Genomic DNA, 17,301 nt, shown 5'->3' with positions numbered 1-17,301 from the left:
CTATGCTAAATTTCACACTTCATACCCCTACCAAGATTTTGTTTGGCGAAGGCCAGATTGCTGAATTAGGCAAAGAAATTCCTGCCGATGCCCGTATTCTCATCACCTACGGCGGCGGCAGCGTGAAACACAATGGCGTGCTGGATCAGGTCTATCGCGCACTGGAAGGCCGCAACGTACACGAGTTTTCTGGCATTGAGCCTAACCCGACGTATGAAACGCTGATGAAAGCCGTCGAAGTCGTCCGTGCAGAGAAGATTGATTTCCTGCTGGCGGTTGGCGGGGGCTCGGTGGTTGATGGCACGAAATTTATCGCTGCCGCCGCAGATTATCAGGCGGCACAGGATCCGTGGCATATTCTGCAAACTGGCGGAGCAGAAATCGATCGCGGCGTCGCACTCGCAGCGGTACTCACTCTGCCAGCAACCGGTTCGGAATCCAACAACGGTGCGGTCATCACCCGTAAATCCACCAACGATAAGCTCGCCTTCCGTTCACCACACACACAGCCGCTTTTCGCCGTGCTCGATCCGGTCGTGACTTACACTCTGCCTGCTCGCCAGATCGCAAACGGCGTGGTCGACGCCTTCGTTCATACGGTGGAGCAGTACCTGACGTATTCCGTCGATGCCAAAGTACAGGATCGTTTTGCGGAAGGTTTACTGCTGACGCTGGTTGAAGAAGGCCCACGCGCACTGGCTGAACCGGAAAACTACAAGGTCAGAGCCAATGTAATGTGGAGCGCGACCATGGCGCTGAACGGACTGATTGGCGCAGGCGTGCCGCAGGACTGGTCAACTCATATGCTGGGACACGAGTTAACGGCGCTACACGGCCTCGACCATGCCCAAACGCTGGCTATCGTCCTGCCCGCCATGTTGACGGCAAGAAAAGCTCAGAAACGCGACAAGCTGCTGCAATACGCCGAACGCGTCTGGAATCTGCGTGACGGTAACGAAGACAAGCGCATCGACGGCGCAATTGCCGCTACGCGTGATTTCTTCGAGAAAATGGGCGTACCGACCCGCCTGTCTGACTATCAGTTGGACGGCAGCTCCATTCCGACGCTGGTCGCCAAACTCAGTGAACACGGCCTGACCGCATTAGGCGAGCACCACGATATTACGCTGGAAGAAAGCCAGAAGATTTATGAAGCGGCACGTTAAGGTACTTCGTATTTAGCTACGCCACTGCCTATCTGGAAGTAACGGATAGGCAGTGCCACAGTGGAATCAAATACTCACCACACCTGTTGTCGATAAAATATCATCCAATGTTTACCGTTCCCCCACCAATCAACACGCCACCGCAACTCACCCCATCACCAGAACGCGCAGCAGGTTTACCATCAATAAACACACTGGATGAACCGCTACTAATGTTCCGACTGTGGCCGTGAGGGGCCAGAGGATCGCCCTGGCGTGCCAAAGGTAAACCATCGACCTTAACTGTTGATGAGCCAGCAATCACTGGCGTCGGCGGGTGGCTACCGTGCCCAGTGTCGCTATCTCCTAATTTAACGGCGTTGCCCATATCATTATCCTCCGTATTGGTGTCTTCCGTTGCAAATACGATTCGCTCATTCAGACCCTGTATTATTTTTCACCCTATCGGTAGCGTTCAAACGCTACCGAGCGCACCATCATGTTGCCTGTTTGCAATTTCAACACCAGCATCATTCGGGTTATTATTATTTTTAGAAAAAGCCCGTTCTAAAAAATCTCTATCTGGAATTTCGTTATATTTCTCTGAATTTAATTCGCTATCAGGAAATGGTGCTGGAATTGATTTTATATGAGGGATGTTATCAATTACCTTAAGTTCGCCGTCAAATTCATCTGTTTTTTTCGTTTCTTTATTATCATGCATCGAGTCATTCGATATATCCGTTGGAATTATCCCTGCATGGCGGAGTGCTTGCCAAGTGAAATCGATGCAGCTATTTGCCACACCATTATAATAGAGATTAAAATAAGTTTCATCATGTTTTATAGCTAAACGACCAAACTCATCTATTTTACCATACTGTTTTTTAGCTATTTCAAACTCTCTATTATAATATGGCTTTTCATAATGAATGGTATCATTTTTCGTTACTTGTCCTCTCCCAAGAGCTCCTGATTCAATAGGAGCAAATCCATACGAATGATAATCAGTCAATATATTACTCTTATTATATATTTTAATTTGAAGCCACATATGACCGGCTAGCGATGTCTTTCTCTTTCCCTTTTTATATTTCGGCAGTCCGTTATCTTCGTTTAAGGGAGTTCCTGGGTATGCAGTATAAATAGTAACAGTATATCTGTACTCTAAAGAATCAATAACGTTGTCTACAAACTCTTTTCTCGCATAGGGTGGCGGACATGTAGCACAAGCTTGGCCTGCATTATAGTTTCCCTCTTGATCAGGGTATGCAAACTGTTCAATTTCTTGTTTTTTTTGTTCAGCAGTGATGTCATCTTTATTAATTATATGTTCGAGTAACTTTTCAGTTCTATTTATCGGTTCCATAAAAAATCCATTTTATTTAATTGAATATTGATATATATGAACGTAGAAATCCACATCATCATTTTTTATCTTATCATTGTCTGATAGCACCTCAAAAACCGCCCTATACTGACCATATTCATAGCCAAATTCTTTTATATCGAATAAAATCCCCTCTCCACTACCAGACGATATCTTAAGTGATGATATTTCTTTTTTAAAAAAAACCGACTCTGTCAAATCGTTATTTATCTTATAAATAACGACCGTTAAAAATGGGTCGCTATTTTTTACTGAATGATTATCTTCGAATAACAAATCAACCACTGCGTTATATTCTTCACTTTTCTTGCGTTTCAATAATATTGAAATTTCTGGTGATGGAGTATTTACTGGAAATAAATAAAATAGCTTAGGTTGTGGTTGAGGCACATTCCAAAAATAAAAATCAACAATCTCTCCTTTCTTATGTAATTTTATAGGCTTATCTATTGAATAGTATTCGTCGTTAATGATTGTCGCCTTCGGGGTTAAGAAAAAATAAGGATCATCAGAAGGTGGTTTCATCCACTGGTATAGCCATGCCGACCCCATCCCTAGTAAAACACCGACTATCAAAAGTATTGATTTCATTCTTTAACGACTCCATGTTAAAAGCATACATTCACATTCGTGTTGTTAGAATAGCCAATTTATTTAAATACTCCAAACATATTTAACCTTAAGGTATACCCGTCATACTTTAAGTTACATGTGCGTTGGCTGCATTACTCAGCACACAGGTGTATACCTCGCCACGTAGAGGCCGCGGCAAGGTGCGTTCAAGTCTGCCTTTGGCTGATTTGTCAGCCCCCGAACCACTTACCTAATTACCTAATTACCTAATTACTTCACGTAACACGCCACTCCGCAGAGAGTGCATTCAACACTTCAGATATCTATCCTTTTCAAGAGGGGTATGTTCCCAAAACATCTTTTAACAAATTATCAACGCGATAATAACCCGGTAATTCTTCACGACTTAACATATCGCGCCAAGACTCAGGGAGTTGTTCTAATGAATAACAATCCTTTTCTATAAACAAATGAATTAATCCACAAATCGAGTGATCATCGTCAATGCCATTTTCTTTGCAAAAAGAATAACTCTCGCTAACAAAATATTTTACCGAAAAAGTTGTAGGATATTCCAAAGCGTCTTGATAAAAATAAAAATCCTGATTCGGGTCATCTTGATTACTACTATTATAAACGTGATGTATTTTTTCTTTATATTTAATTAGCGTTTTAGAAACTAGCTCATCAACATATCTAATTTCAGCCAATTTATTAAGTACATCAAATTGTGACGAGCTAAATTTTAAAAATTTCAACCTACTCTTAGCCATCAAAGGAAACTGTGTACGAACAGAATTAAAATTTTCTTCTCGTATCGTTCCATTATAGTCAGTCACAACTTTCTCAATGGGCCCCATGAAGCAGAACAGTTCCCACTCAGTCAGAACATCACACAAAGACCAGATATTTCTCGGATCATAAAAACGGAAAAATACGGGTTTTTCTTCATTAGGGATCTGTACATGCAAATATTTGCGTAAATGTTGCCGTAACATTTTCATTTCAGCCTTGCTTTCCAACAGAATTCCCCAAGGCGTTTTCCTTCGTTTCAGCCACTGGGAGACCCTATCATCTACCTGCACCAGATGCGGAGCCAAACGTCCAATATCTTCAGGTATCGGCTCCGCGTATAAACTGGCATGGGGTGGATCTAATTGCTCCAGCATCGAAAATAATTCAGGTTCTACGGCAGCATCGACAATCGCCCACTGTGTTAATTTACTCACTTTGCTTATCCTTAGCCGGGCAATGTGCCACAAACATCGTCCCTGCGGCCGCTGCAGCCTTTAGAATCGCCGGATCTGCTGGCAAGGCCAAATCGCCTGGGCTACCGCCGGAATTAAGGTTAATCGCGGGGCCTTTAATATCGACGCCCCCCGCATGCACAACAACAAAGCTGCCCCCCACTCTAAGCGTGAGTTTGCTACCACTTTGCAACGTCAAATCTCCGTTGCTGTCCACGCTAAATATACCACTGATTTTCTGTGCCAAATCGCCTTTGACTTGTATACCTCGATCACCTTCCGTCAGCGATAAATTGTTGCCTGTGATTTTGTGATCTTGATTGCCTTCCACCGTGACCTTACGATCATTGGCGATCACCAGTTCTTCATCATGCCCGATACTCGTCGTGCGGTTATAGTCCACGCGTTCATCTTTGGAATTGCGTACCCGTACCGCCATATTTTTCTGCGCATGTAAAAAGATCTCTTCATTATCGGTCGCGTCCTCAAAGCTCAGTTCGTTAAAGCCTTTTCCCTTGTGCGTTTTCGAACGAAGAACGGTACGCGTCTTATTTACCGGTAACGGGTACGGCGACGGGTTGGTGGCATGAAAGGTTCTGCCGGTCACTATCGGCTGGTCTGGGTCGCCTTCAAGGAAGCTGACAATTACCTCATGGCCGATGCGCGGGATGGCTATCAGCCCGTACTGGCCGCCCGCCCAGCCCTGACTCACCCGCACCCAGCAGGAGCTCTGGTCGTCACTCGCCCCGTAGCGGTCCCACGGAAATTGCAGTTTGATTCGACCGTACTCGTCACAGTAGATTTCTTCACCGGCCGGCCCCACCACCGTCGCAATCTGCGGGCCGTCCACCATCGGCTTGTACGGCAGGTCGGCTCGCCAGGTGGTGTTGGCGCTGATAACCTCGAAGCTGTTGCTGTAAGTTGTGGGTTCACCGCCGCTTTCTTCTTCCAGCGCCTGCGGTTGCTGCCCGCTGTGGGTGATGGCCACCAGTTGCCAGCCGGTGTTGAGGGGCAGGTTGGGGTGCTCGGTGAGGGTAAAACTGCTGCCCGGCATCAGCATCGCCGCGTTGGAATCACCCGCGCCGGTGATGGCATTCGCCCGTAACGCCTCCAGCCGGTAGCGGCTGAACGCCTTGCCGCTCGGGTCCTTTTTGAAGCGCCCGGGGTAGTCGAAGTGCTGATAGCTTTCGCGCTGATGGTCCAGTTCGCTGCTCATCTTCTTGTGCAGCAGGCCATAAGCCGGGGTTTTGAAGCTGTAGTCCTTGAGCGCCACTTCAGCCGTGCTGACCCGCTCGGCGTAGCGGAAACGGTGGACGTACTCGCCTTCGCTCAATCCCTGCGTGGCAAGGTTGAAGAACAGCTCGGGGCCTTTCGCCAGCGCCCCGGCATCGTCGGCAAAAACCACCCGGTGTTTGCCTTCCTCAAACTCATGGAAGAAGTACAGCCCTTCCTCGGCTGCCAGTCGGGTGACAAACGCCAAATCACTTTCGCGGTACTGCACGCAGTACTCACGCGGGGCATGGTCATGGCGTAACGAGAAGGCGTAGTCGGTAATCCCGGCTTCTTCCAGCAGGGTGCCGATAATCACTTCCGGCTTCTGCGCCTGAAAGATGCGGGCGTTGGTACGCAACCCGAGTCGCCACAGCGCCGGACGCACCTCCGCCTGATAGCGGGTGCGGCGAAAGCCGGTGTCGCCCTGGGCAAAGGCGCTGATTATCCCGCCTACCCGACGCTTCAGCTCACCGTCGTACCACATCATCAGCTCACACGGCTGGTCCAGCACGGCACCAAAACCCACATCCGGCAAGGCACTGGCCAGATTGAGGGACAGGGCAAACGGCTGGTTAAGCACCTCGCTGAGCTGAAAATCCACCACCGCAAAAGTGCTTTCCGGCAACGCGCCGACCTTCACGGTGAACTGTAATCCTGTACTGTTGGCCATCCGTCCTCTCCTTTACCCTTCACCGCTGACATGGCTACCGCACGCACTGGATCTCCCCAGAGCGGCACGTCGCTATTGTGATTGCTGAAATACCCGATTACTGCAATACCTGAGTGGGGGTCTGCGTCTGCCCACACCGCCGCTCAGGCGAAAAACCCGGCACGGTGGCCGGGTTGGAGACAGAACGATTAAGCTTCGACCGGCGCGCGCCAGTCGTCGGAACCAGAGGTTCCAGCGACGGTGTGCTCCCAGTCGATTTTGCGGTAGGCCAGTGAGACTTCAATCAGTTGGGTGTAGTCCAGCTTGGCCGGGTCCTGGCAGTGTGGCATCTGGCAGTTAACATCCACGATGGTGGCATCGGTCAGCACGGTAGAGAAGAAGTGCTCCTGTTTGCCTTCCACCGAGGTGCGATACCACTTCAGGGTGACGGTTGGCAGCATTTCACCGGAGGCGAGGGCGTTGTACATCAGCGGCACCGCTTTGTTCAGTGCGACGGTGAATTTGAACGGCTTGTGTACGCGCTGACCGGATGGCTGACCGGATTGCGGGTCGGTTGGTACGGTAACGACGTGTTTGAATTCCTGCACCAGCATTTCGTCTTCGTGGCCTTCCACGTAGATGTTGCCGACAGAGTCAGAGGTGAAAGCACCCGCGGTAATGTTGCCCTGAGTTTTTCCTTCGATGCTGATATAGCATGGAGTTGGCATGGTATTGCTCCTTGTTGTTGAACGAGTTGAATAACTTCACGCTCTGTATAGCAATTCGCATGCCAATTTTTATCCTGTTGTTTTTGCTGATGAATCACTTAAGTCATATTTTCCTTAAGCCAAATTTGAGCAAAAAGTTGCGCAGACCTCGCGAAAAAACGGCATCCATTGCGCAAACAGTGATTTACACCAGAAAGTGAGCAAGAAGTTGCGCAGAATGCGCAGTAATGCTGAAAGTTTTCCTTAGTGATAAATTAATCAAAGGAATAACCAATTTAAACACGGTGTTTTGATAGGTTAATGACAAATAAGGTGATAATTTGCGCACGTTTGCGAAGGGTGTGAGTAAGCGGTTACTTACATTTATTATGCAAAATAGGCATAAGTTTGATTTCATCAGGTAACACATAGCCGACGCATTTTTCTACTAGACTGAAATCATATGCCTGTTCCTGCGAGGGATCACGTTCCTCTCTGTCCGTGATATGAACAGGTCGCCCATCCGGTTAACCCTATGATACGTTTATGGATTAACGGATATAAAAGGAGAATGAGATGACGCAACCGAAAGTTAAGCTGGCGGACGGCAATATCATGCCCCAGTTGGGCCTTGGGGTCTGGCGAGCAAGCAGTGAGGACACGGTGATCGCCGTGTCCGAAGCCTTGTCCATCGGCTATCGGGCGATCGACACCGCCGCGATTTATAAGAACGAGGAAGCGGTCGGTCAGGCGCTGAGCTCCGCGAATCTACCGCGTGAAGAAGTGTTCATCACCACCAAGCTCTGGAATGGCGATCACACCGATCCTCAGAAAGCACTGGAAGAGAGTCTGCGCAAGCTTCGGCTAGACTACGTCGATCTCTACTTGATTCACTGGCCATTGCCGCAACAGAATACCTTTGTGGATGCCTGGCGTGGGCTAATCAAACTTCAGGAACAAGGCCTGGCGAAAAGCATCGGTGTCAGTAATTTCCATATTCATCATTTACAGCGGTTAAAAGAAGAAACGGGCGTCTTACCGGTCATCGATCAGGTCGAACTGCACCCGCTTCTCCAGCAAAAACAGCTCCACGCCTGGAATGCCACACACCATATCCAGACGGAATCCTGGAGCCCGCTGGCACAGGGGGGCGAAGGGGTCTTCGACCACCCTATTATCCGTAAACTGGCGATGAAATATGGGAAAACACCCGCCCAGATTGCGATCCGCTGGCATCTGGACAGCGGGCTGGTGGTGATCCCTAAATCGGTGACACCTTCGCGCATCAAGGAAAACTTCGAGGTATTCGATTTCCGTCTGGATAAAGACGAACTAGGTGAAATTGCCAAGCTGGACTGCGGAAAACGTCTGGGATCGGACCCAGACGAGCCGAGAAACGATTAACCCACCTTAGATGCCAGCATTCTCCCTGCTGGCATTTTTTTCTCTAATCAGCAAACTGAATCTCATACACATCGCTACGGCAGTGTGCCTCACTGTATTCCAGCAGTTCGCCCTGTTCGTTATAAACATGCAGTTGGCAATACAATATGGGAGCCCCTGCGACAATACCAAGAAGTTCGGCAACCTCTTCCACACAGGACATCGCTTTAAAACGATAGCGTTTTTTGTCCGGCGTGATCCCACGTGCCATCCAATATTGATAGAGGGACTGTTCGAGCGTTTCTGGATCGGGTAAAAATTTTTGCGGGATCCAGGTCGTTTCCAGCGAGACCGGCTCACTATTGCTGAGCCGAACGCGCCGCAGGTAGGTGACGGTTTCATCTTCCAGTTGAGACATTTTTTCAGCAATAGCCGTAGGTGGAACCTGTATTGCCTTCTCCAGCCAGAGGCTGCCGGCAACACCGCCTTGCTTCAACACCAGTGCGGTGAACCCTTCATCTTCCGCACTCAACGCATAATTAAGCCGTTGGGCAACGCGAGTTCCTACCCCCTGCTGACGAACAATCAGACCCTTCTCTTCCAGCAACGACAAGGATCGGGAAACAGTTACTCTCGATAATCCCAACTGTTGTGCAATCAATCTTTCCGCAGGTAAGAACTGGCCTGACAATGTCTTCCGACGGCCGATTTCTGATTCAAGCAACGACGCGAGCTGCATATAGCGAGGCGCCGACGGCATCCCGGTCAGTTGCTCCCTGACCCAAAGCAGTAATTCCCGCATAGTGCAACCTTTTCAGTGACGCAGCGTTCTGGCTGCGAACGAGTTAAAACAGAAGTGAACCTGATTCCATGGCGCCACGAAACACTCGGACTCTGAATTTGTTGTAATAAAAAATATTTTTATAACGCATTAAACCCAGTATCCAAGCCGCAATATTCCCTTAGTCCAGAGCAACCTCTCTCTATAAGGTATCGTCCGTGCGGCTCCGCATCTTTAATTTTGGTTTGTCTGAATAGAGGTGGATCACATTAAGAAGCAAGCGGAGATGGGAAACACTGCCGTTACTTCCATAACGGCGGAGGGTTGCAGGCAGGATAGAGATTTACATCGCAGTCTGTACGATGAGCTGTCCCGTCGAGCCGCGATCGGCCAATTCCAGCGTCTGGCTGTAATAGAGGAAAGGGAACGCCATTGAAGAAGGCTGCATGAAATACACCAGCAGCTCGACATCGTTATTCACCCATACCGTATCTTTCCAGCCGCTGTCTTCTACTGCCGGTGGGCCACCGTTCACGCTGCGCACCAGAAACTTAACGCCCTGAATGTGGAAAGCCTGCGGCGTATCGGCGTGGATAATCCAGCGTTCACAACGACCAAGCTGGGTTTGCACATCAGCACGCGTCATGTCCCACATCGCACCGTTGATACCGGGCAGACTATCACCCAAACGGAATTCACGCGTGCGGCTAATACTGCCTTCAATGATGTTGTCAGCCAGCAAACGCATCGGTAGATTGTCCGTTACCAATGGCAACAGCCCCGTCGGTTTAAGCGTAACGATTTGGGTGGAAATCAGGATGCTGGAAGGCTCAAATAAGCCCCGCAGGCGATCCATAATTCCAGCAGACTCGCCGGCCGTCAGCGTAACCTCTTCGCCTTGCGACATATCGACCAATATTTCGCGTCGTTCTCCTGGCGCGAGCGACAGTTGGTTCACCGCCATCGGTGCCGGTAACAGTCCTTGATCGCTGGCGATCACATGCATCGCTCGGCCATCGCTCAGCCGCATTACGTAACGCCGGGCGTTCGACGCATTCAACAATCTCAGGCGAACCCAGCCGCGAGAAACTTCAACAAAGGGATTTTGGACGCCATTGACTAACAGCGAGTCCCCCACGAACCCACCGTTAGAAGGCGGGTTATAGAGAGGGACGCCAAAGTTATCCAGCCGTTTATCCTGAATAATCAACGGGAAATCATCGACACCGTAATGATTGGGCAACGGCAGGGATTTACTGATGCTGTCTTCCACCAGCCACAGCCCTGCCAATCCGTTATAGATATGGGGTGCCATGCGGTTCGGCGTATTCGCATGATACCAGCAGGTCGCCGACGGCTGACGAACCGGTAATACCGGCGACCAGTCGCTCCCCGGTGAAATGATGCGGGCTGCGCCGCCCATTAGCGGCCCCGGCACCTGTAACCCGCCAATCGTCATCGCGACAGGCTCATTCAGGCGATTGCTGTAAATTAGTTTAATGTCATCGCCGTCATAGACTCGCACCGTCGGCCCCAAATAACGGCCATTAATGCCCCAAATGGGCGTCTTACGATCGCTAGAAAATGCCCAATGAGCACGCTGCATCGTCAGAAAAAGAGGCTGGCCTCGGCGCGACTCCAGTAATGGCGGTATAGGTAATGCAGTGGGATTCCCGCTGGCTTTCGCTGCCAGTGGCGTCATACCCGCACATAACGCAAGGCCCGATGCCTGAATAAACTGACGTCGGCTGAGTGACATAATGACTCCGTAAATCCAATAAACCGTAAGCAAAGTTTAACTTCCGATTAGGTATTCGGAAGAAATAATCCTAGATACCCGCCATCCCTCAAGCAGCCAGTGCGTTGGCCTCCTGCCGCTCGAATGATTTAGGGTAGAACCTGATGGGGTAAACTTATTTTTTGTCTGCCGCTTCGCGCGCCGCGACTTCCGCATCCAGTTCAGCAATCTTGGCAGCCATCACATCATGGCAATGTGCAGCCAGTTCACGGACCTGATCTTTGGTATACGCACGGGTATCAATGGGTGGCAGCATTTCTACGATAACGAGGCCGTTATTCCAGCGGTTCAATTTCACCTTATTACTGGTAGTAGAAACACAAATCGGCACGATCGGCACGTTTGCGCTAATCGCCGCATGGAACGCACCCGTTTTGAATGGCATCAGACCGCGCCCACGGCTACGTGTACCTTCGGGGAACATCCAGATGGAAGTATTACGCTCTTTAATGTGTTTCACCACCTGAGCGATGGTGCCATGCGCTTTGGTTCGGTTTTCACGGTCAATCAGCAAATTACCCGTCAGCCAGTATAGCGGGCCGAAGAACGGGATCCACAGCAGGCTTTTCTTACCCACGGTAACGGTGCGAGGCTGAACCGCGCTGGATACCGTGACCATATCGTAGTTGTTCTGATGATTCGCGATATAGATACAGTTGCCGTAATGCGCCGCGTCTTCCGGTATCCGCATGTCGACTTTCAGGCCAAACACCACGGATAAGCGACCAAACAGATGGCCGAAGGTCGCCACATGGCGGGGATTTCTAGGGCTGAACAGGCAGTAAAACAAGCCGAAAATACAGATCAAAATCGAAAATATAACAACAACAAAAAAACGCAAAATGGATAACATAGCAACCTCATTAACCAACAGCCGCCGCTAGTATAGCGATTTCGCGCTAAAACACACGGTGATTCAATTTGCTGCGGGATAGCAACCAGACATCAAAGAAAGGCGGTATAACACCGCCTTTGCACTCTTTTATATACAGAGGATTTATTCTTCGCTGCTGCCAGTATTAACCTGCTGCGGTGCATCCACCTCAATGCGGTCGATACGCTGTAGCCCACGCAGCAACGTGCCTTTCCGTCCGCGCTCACCCTGATATTTCTGCAGCTCGTTCGGACGCAGCACCAGCTTACGCTTACCGAAATACAGCGTGACGGAAGCCTGTGGTGGCAGCAGATACAGCCAGGTCAGACGGTCTTTACCTTCCGCAAAGTCAGTCGAGGAGATGGACACGATCTTGTTACCCTTGCCTTTCGACAACTGTGGCAAATCAGAGACAGGGAACAGCAGCATTCTGCCCGCGGCAGTGATCGCCATTAGCAGATTATCCTCGCCCTTGATCTCGATCGGCGTCAGCGCTTTCGCATTATCCGGCAGCGTAATAATCGCTTTACCCGCACGGTTACGCGCCACCAGATCGTTGAAGGTACAGACAAATCCATAGCCTGCATCCGATGCCATAAGCAACGGCTGATCGTCTGCGGCCATCAGCACTTGTTCAATCGTCGCACCCGGCGGCGGCGTGAGTTTGCCCGTTAGTGGTTCGCCCTGACCGCGCGCAGAAGGCAGCGAGATCGGATCCAGCGCGTAGCTGCGGCCGGTGGAGTCAATGAACACCACGGGCTGGTTGCTCTTGCCTTTCGCTACCGCGCGGAAACTATCGCCCGCTTTATAGCTCAACCCGGTAGGATCGATATCATGCCCTTTGGCGCTGCGTACCCAGCCCATTTCCGACAGCACAATGGTGACCGGTTCAGACGGCACAAAGTCGTGTTCACTCATCGCTTTTGATTCACTGCGCTCATGCAGCGGCGAACGACGATCGTCACCATAGGCTTGCGCATCTGACTGAATTTCTTTCTTGATCAGATTGCTGAGCTTACGCTCTGACGCCAGCAGCGCTTGCAACTGATCGCGCTCTTTGGCCAAATCATCCTGCTCACCGCGGATTTTCATCTCTTCCAGCTTGGCCAAATGACGTAATTTCAGCTCCAGGATCGCTTCAGCCTGTGTTTCACTCAGGCTGAATTGGCGCATCAGAACGGGCTTTGGCTCGTCTTCCGTGCGGATGATATGAATCACTTCATCAATGTTCAGGAACGCAATCAGCAAGCCTTCAAGAATATGCAGACGCTTGAGCACTTTTTCCAGACGGTAGTTCAGTCGGCGGCACACGGTGTCACGACGGAATACCAGCCACTCGCTCAGGATCTCGACCAGCCCTTTCACGCTGGGACGACCATCCAGACCGATCATGTTCATGTTAACGCGATAGCTCTTTTCCAGATCGGTAGTGGCGAACAGATGGTTCATCACCTGGTCCATATCGATACGGTTCGAGCGCGGCACCAGCACCAGACGGGTTGGGTTCTCGTGATCGGATTCATCACGCAGGTCTTCCACCATCGGCAGCTTTTTCGCACGCATCTGGCTGGCAATCTGCTCCAGCACTTTGGCACCGGAAACCTGATGTGGCAGCGCAGTAATCACCACATCGCCGTCTTCTTTCTTCCAGACCGCGCGCATCCGCACCGAACCACGACCGTTCTGGTAGAGTTTGCGCACTTCATCACGCGGCGTGATGATTTCGGCTTCCGTCGGGAAATCCGGCCCCTGCACATGCTGGAGCAGATCGTCCAGCGAGGCTTTTGGGTTTTCCAGCAGCATGACGGCTGCCGCAGCGATTTCACGCACATTGTGCGGCGGAATATCCGTTGCCATGCCGACGGCGATCCCGGTGGTGCCGTTCAACAGAATATTCGGCAAGCGCGCAGGCAGCATCTTCGGCTCTTGCATCGTGCCGTCAAAATTCGGGGTGTAATCGACCGTGCCCTGCCCTAACTCTGACAGCAGCACTTCCGCGTATTTGGACAACCGCGATTCGGTATAACGCATAGCGGCAAACGATTTCGGATCGTCCGGCGCCCCCCAGTTTCCCTGACCATCCACCAGCGGGTAGCGGTAAGAGAACGGCTGCGCCATCAGCACCATCGCTTCATAGCAGGCGCTGTCGCCGTGCGGATGGTATTTACCCAGCACGTCACCCACGGTACGGGCGGATTTTTTAAATTTGGCGCTGGCATTCAGTCCCAGCTCGGACATCGCATACACAATGCGACGCTGCACAGGCTTCAGGCCATCGCCAATGAACGGCAATGCCCTGTCCATGATGACGTACATGGAATAATTCAGGTATGCATTTTCGGTAAACGTGCGCAGCGCAAGGCTTTCTGCGCCGTCATGAGTCATCTCACTCATTTATCTCACTTTCCTCACATCGCGGCGCGATTGTTACGCTTTCCGACACGCCATAGCGGCGGTATGTTTGGCGGGAATAGTACCTTATCTGATGAGGTGATGTCACAAGGAACCATTCGCAGGAAGCCATTCGTAGAGAACCACACCACAGGAAATGATGTCGTCTCAGAAAATCATCACTCGGGGCGAGACTCCGTTATTTCATTCGACAGCGTTCGGCACCTTGATGGCAAACAGACCGTTTCATTAAGAATTATTCATCTTCATTGCCGCGACAAACGATAATGATTAACATATTGATAATAATTATCATTACCACATGATAATTAATGTTATTCGCCGTTTTGCATTTCCCTTGCAGACGTTAGCTACCAGCACGCCATGTTTCCTCAACGCCGCTGGTCAGAACCACCTTATAGCAGAGTATCATTATGTTAATTAACAAGAATTTAAATAAAATTCTTCTCACCGGCATCTTGACTAGCGTCGCGCTGAACAGCATGGCAGCGGATAGCACCACGGGCAATAGCGCACTCAACGGTAAGAATGAAGACAACACGGCGGCTAAAACGGAACAGACGGGTGACGTCATGACCGTACACGCACCTGAAGTTGAGAAAAAAGCAGGCTCCTCCGTTTCAATCACAGCCAATGATATGCAGAAGAATGGCGGTAACGATTTTGGCACCATTATGCGTTACCAGCCGTTAATCAGCGCCACGGGCTCCAGCGGCGGCAGTAATACAGGGAAAAGTGGCTTCGATCGCGGCGGCTACACGGGCTACAACATTCGCGGGATAGAAAGCAATCGCGTCGCCATTGATACCGACGGGATCGCTCTGCCTAATGCAACAGGGCGCAGTTATGCCAGCCGAGCTGGGTTTAATACGTTTGGCATGGGGCGTGACTATGTCGACCCTTATCTCTATGGACGGGTGAATATCGAATCCGGTGTGACCTCAGCGGAAAATGCGATCAATGCGCTAGGCGGAAGTGTTTCGTTCCGTCCCAAATCAGCAGATGATTATTTAAGCGCAAATAAACAGGAGTATGTCGGCTTCCAGAGTGATTATGACTCTGCCAACCATGGTTGGCATAACGGCATCACCGCCGCAGGCGGGGATGCCGAACTGCGCGGCATTGTCGTGCTCAGCCGTCGTGACGGCCAGCAAACGCGTAACAACAGCGACGAGATCGCCGCTTACCCAGCAAACTGGCACTCTAACGCCATTCTGGCATCGGCCATCTGGCAACCGAATGATGAACACCAGCTCACCGGTACGCTAGATTATTATCATAAAACCAACCACACCCACTACGATTACTGGGGGAGCCTGCCAAGCAACAATAATACGATTTATGGCACCGCACAACAAAGCAGCGAGACTCGCCGCTGGAGCGCCAGCCTGAAAGACCGCTGGACGCCCGCCAACAACACGCTGGTTGATTTAGTTGATAGCCGCATTTACTTCCAAAACAGTGAATCACATGACAACACCTGGCTACCTGCAACCACGGGAATGGCAGCCGCCGATAGCCATCGTGTCTATTCTGATTACAATGTAAAAACGTACGGCTTCGATACCCATCTGGTGAAAAGCTGGGATCGTCACGAGTTTAGCTGGGGCCTCAATGCCAGCCAAACCAAGACAGAGCGTCCGTTCAGACAATCGCCTAATCAAACGGGTGCGAATAACATCATGCAGCCAGAAGCCGACAGTGACAGCTACACCGTCGGCGGCTTCGTGCAGGATACCGTCTCTTGGGATCTGGCTGGGCACGCCTTCTCGGTCGTCCCTGCCGTGCGCGCTGTTCATCAACGAACCAAAGCGACCAACGCGGTTAGCCTGAGCGGCAACGGCAGTGTCATCAGTGGATCCGATGTCAACAGACTGTACGGTAAAGCCAACAGTGATACACAAATCCTGCCTTCACTGAGCTTCCTCTACGACATCACTCCAACGCTAACCACCTATTTGCAGTATCGCCGCGGCGCACAGTTCCCCGATGCCAGCCAGCTTTATGGCAGCACAAATCTTGACGCCAACTATGCCGGGCCGTTTCAGTATGCCTTTATCGGCAATAGCGACCTCAAGACAGAAACCAGCAACAACGTAGAATGGGGCTTAAAAGGCGAAGCAACGGAGGGAGTCACATTCCGGACAGCACTGTTCTACAACACCTATAAGAATTTTATCGCCAATACCCGCTACCGTCGTAGCGCTAATCCAGATAGATTCACCAACGTTCCGAGCAATATCAGTACGATATACCAGGCGGAAAACCGCGATAAAGCCTACATTTATGGCGGCGAAGTCAGCAGCAAAATACAGCTAGGCACCTGGTTCCCAGCGGTTGATGGGCTCAGCACCACGCTGGCGTTTGGCTATACCAAAGGTCAATCGCAGTCGCGCTACCTTGGCGACCGCTATGTCGATCTCGACAGCGTCGCGCCGATGAAAGCGGTTGTTGGCATCGCCTATGACGATCCTTCCCAACGCTACGGCGCTGCTCTGACATCAACCTTCCAGAAAGGGAAGCAGGCGCAGGATACCAATCGTCAAAACTACACCAATGCTGGCACAGCAATCACCGCTTCGACTGCCGAATATATGCGGATCCCTGGCTATGGCATGGTGGATCTGACCGCCTACTATCGCGTGACCAAAGACGTGAAAATCAGCGGTGGCGTGTATAACCTGACTGACCGTAAATACTGGGACTACCTGAGCAGCCGTCAGATCGAAACCGATGACCGACAAGGGCAATACGATCGCGCGCTGTCTACCGCGCCCGGCCGTTCCTTCCAGCTTGGTGTGAATGTCGATTTCTAATCGGTATAACACGCTGATTCACTAAAAGAAGGCGATGTTCAGCTCAGGCATCGCTTCTTTAATCAGGCAAGAATGCGCAGTACGGCTTTCTTGCCTTTTTATTCCCCCGAATTCTGGCTTGCCCATATTCTTATTTTCACTGCATTGTTTAACGAAACAATTAATATGCAGATGAGATCACAATTATTACCCATAGTAACGTGATCGCGATCTCAATTAATATTCAATCATCGCTATGTTTTTATTTTGTCCTA

The 17,301-nt window shown here is 50.5% G+C and carries 13 protein-coding genes; 3 read left to right on the top strand and 10 right to left on the bottom strand.

Features of this window, described 5'->3' with window-relative positions; genetic code table 11:
• The first annotated feature begins 2 nt into the window (after positions 1-2).
• Entirely contained in the window at positions 3-1,166 is a 1,164-nt protein-coding gene (gene yqhD / locus A7983_RS09900) for an alcohol dehydrogenase (protein ID WP_005973783.1), read from the top strand.
• 100 nt (positions 1,167-1,266) lie between these two features.
• Here yqhD and A7983_RS09895 read toward each other — a convergent pair whose 3' ends face one another.
• From A7983_RS09895 to A7983_RS09870, 6 genes are all read right to left on the bottom strand, one after another.
• The gene (locus tag A7983_RS09895) at positions 1,267-1,533 is read right to left on the bottom strand and encodes a type VI secretion system PAAR protein (protein ID WP_005973785.1); all 267 of its coding nucleotides are present in this window, start codon (positions 1,531-1,533) and stop codon (positions 1,267-1,269) included.
• 87 nt (positions 1,534-1,620) lie between these two features.
• On the bottom strand, positions 1,621-2,514 hold the full coding sequence (locus A7983_RS09890; protein ID WP_005973786.1) for a hypothetical protein: 894 nt from the start codon (positions 2,512-2,514) through the stop codon (positions 1,621-1,623).
• Positions 2,515-2,526: 12 nt separating this feature from the next.
• On the bottom strand, positions 2,527-3,126 hold the full coding sequence (locus A7983_RS09885) for a hypothetical protein (protein WP_005973788.1): 600 nt from the start codon (positions 3,124-3,126) through the stop codon (positions 2,527-2,529).
• A 314-nt stretch (positions 3,127-3,440) separates the two neighbouring features.
• Entirely contained in the window at positions 3,441-4,337 is an 897-nt protein-coding gene (locus A7983_RS09880) for a DUF4123 domain-containing protein (RefSeq protein WP_005973790.1), read from the bottom strand.
• Positions 4,330-6,297, bottom strand: coding sequence for a type VI secretion system Vgr family protein (gene tssI / locus A7983_RS09875; protein ID WP_069704145.1), 1,968 nt, complete (start codon positions 6,295-6,297; stop codon positions 4,330-4,332). Before tssI ends, A7983_RS09880 begins: the two co-directional genes overlap by 8 nt.
• Positions 6,298-6,485: 188 nt before the next feature.
• On the bottom strand, positions 6,486-7,004 hold the full coding sequence (locus A7983_RS09870) for an Hcp family type VI secretion system effector (RefSeq protein WP_014700322.1): 519 nt from the start codon (positions 7,002-7,004) through the stop codon (positions 6,486-6,488).
• 555 nt (positions 7,005-7,559) lie between these two features.
• Between A7983_RS09870 and dkgA the strand changes: the two genes are divergently transcribed.
• On the top strand, positions 7,560-8,387 hold the full coding sequence (gene dkgA / locus A7983_RS09865; RefSeq protein ID WP_005975582.1) for a 2,5-didehydrogluconate reductase DkgA: 828 nt from the start codon (positions 7,560-7,562) through the stop codon (positions 8,385-8,387).
• Positions 8,388-8,430: 43 nt separating this feature from the next.
• Here the strand turns inward: dkgA and A7983_RS09860 are convergent, their stop codons facing one another.
• The 4 genes from A7983_RS09860 to parC all read right to left on the bottom strand — a co-directional run bounded on the left by A7983_RS09860 (position 8,431) and on the right by parC (position 14,213).
• Complete coding sequence (locus tag A7983_RS09860) at positions 8,431-9,168, bottom strand: GntR family transcriptional regulator (RefSeq protein WP_005975580.1); 738 nt, start codon at positions 9,166-9,168, stop codon at positions 8,431-8,433.
• 322 nt (positions 9,169-9,490) lie between these two features.
• Positions 9,491-10,906 (bottom strand): cell division protein FtsP, encoded by a 1,416-nt coding sequence (gene ftsP, locus A7983_RS09855; RefSeq protein ID WP_005975578.1) that lies wholly within the window; start codon positions 10,904-10,906, stop codon positions 9,491-9,493.
• 154 nt (positions 10,907-11,060) lie between these two features.
• Positions 11,061-11,798, bottom strand: a complete 738-nt coding sequence (locus A7983_RS09850) for a 1-acylglycerol-3-phosphate O-acyltransferase (RefSeq protein ID WP_005975576.1) — start codon at positions 11,796-11,798, stop codon at positions 11,061-11,063.
• A 144-nt stretch (positions 11,799-11,942) separates the two neighbouring features.
• Positions 11,943-14,213 (bottom strand): DNA topoisomerase IV subunit A, encoded by a 2,271-nt coding sequence (gene parC, locus A7983_RS09845; protein ID WP_005975574.1) that lies wholly within the window; start codon positions 14,211-14,213, stop codon positions 11,943-11,945.
• 431 nt (positions 14,214-14,644) lie between these two features.
• Between parC and A7983_RS09840 the strand changes: the two genes are divergently transcribed.
• The gene (locus tag A7983_RS09840; protein WP_005975572.1) at positions 14,645-17,047 is read left to right on the top strand and encodes a TonB-dependent receptor domain-containing protein; all 2,403 of its coding nucleotides are present in this window, start codon (positions 14,645-14,647) and stop codon (positions 17,045-17,047) included.
• The last annotated feature ends 254 nt before the right edge of the window (positions 17,048-17,301 follow it).

Source organism: Pectobacterium wasabiae CFBP 3304 (assembly GCF_001742185.1).
Classification (GTDB): domain Bacteria; phylum Pseudomonadota; class Gammaproteobacteria; order Enterobacterales; family Enterobacteriaceae; genus Pectobacterium; species Pectobacterium wasabiae.
Note: the sequence above shows the minus strand (reverse complement) of the source record. Positions and strands in the feature narration are given on the sequence as shown.